General features: G+C 73.4%; 1 pseudogene. It reads right to left on the bottom strand.

Going from position 1 to position 553, the window contains the following annotated elements:
- Window positions 1-553 (bottom strand): annotated as a pseudogene (locus G5C65_RS38150) (polyketide synthase); the annotation flags it as partial.

Below are 553 nucleotides of genomic sequence, written 5' to 3'. Positions count from 1 at the left end.
CGAACGAGGAGACCGCTGCCCGACGCGGGCTATCGCTGTGCGGCCACGGCGCCTGTTCGCTGAGCAGGCGTACGGCTCCCGATTCCCAGTCGACGTGCGGGGAGGGCTCGTCGATGTGCAGGGTGGCCGGAAGCGTCCCGTGACGCAGCGCCTGCACCATCTTGATCACACCCGCCACCCCGGCCGCCGCCTGGGTGTGCCCGATGTTCGACTTCACCGACCCCAGCCACACCGGCCGCTCCGCCGGGCGCTCCCGGCCGTAGGTCGCCAGCAGCGCCTGGGCCTCGATCGGGTCGCCCAGCGTCGTACCCGTCCCGTGCGCCTCCACCGCGTCCACCTCGCCGGGCGACAACCGCGCGTTCGCCAACGCCTGGCGGATCACCCGCTCCTGCGACGGCCCGTTCGGCGCCGTCAGACCATTGCTCGCACCGTCCTGGTTGACCGCCGAACCCCGAACCACCGCCAGCACCCGGCGACCGTTGCGCCGCGCGTCCGACAGCCGCTCCAGCAGCACCAGCCCCACACCCTCGCCCCACCCCGTACCGTCCGCAGC

The sequence above is a fragment of the Streptomyces boncukensis genome, assembly GCF_011045075.1.
GTDB classification, from domain to species: Bacteria; Actinomycetota; Actinomycetes; order Streptomycetales; family Streptomycetaceae; genus Streptomyces; species Streptomyces boncukensis.
Note: the sequence above shows the minus strand (reverse complement) of the source record. Positions and strands in the feature narration are given on the sequence as shown.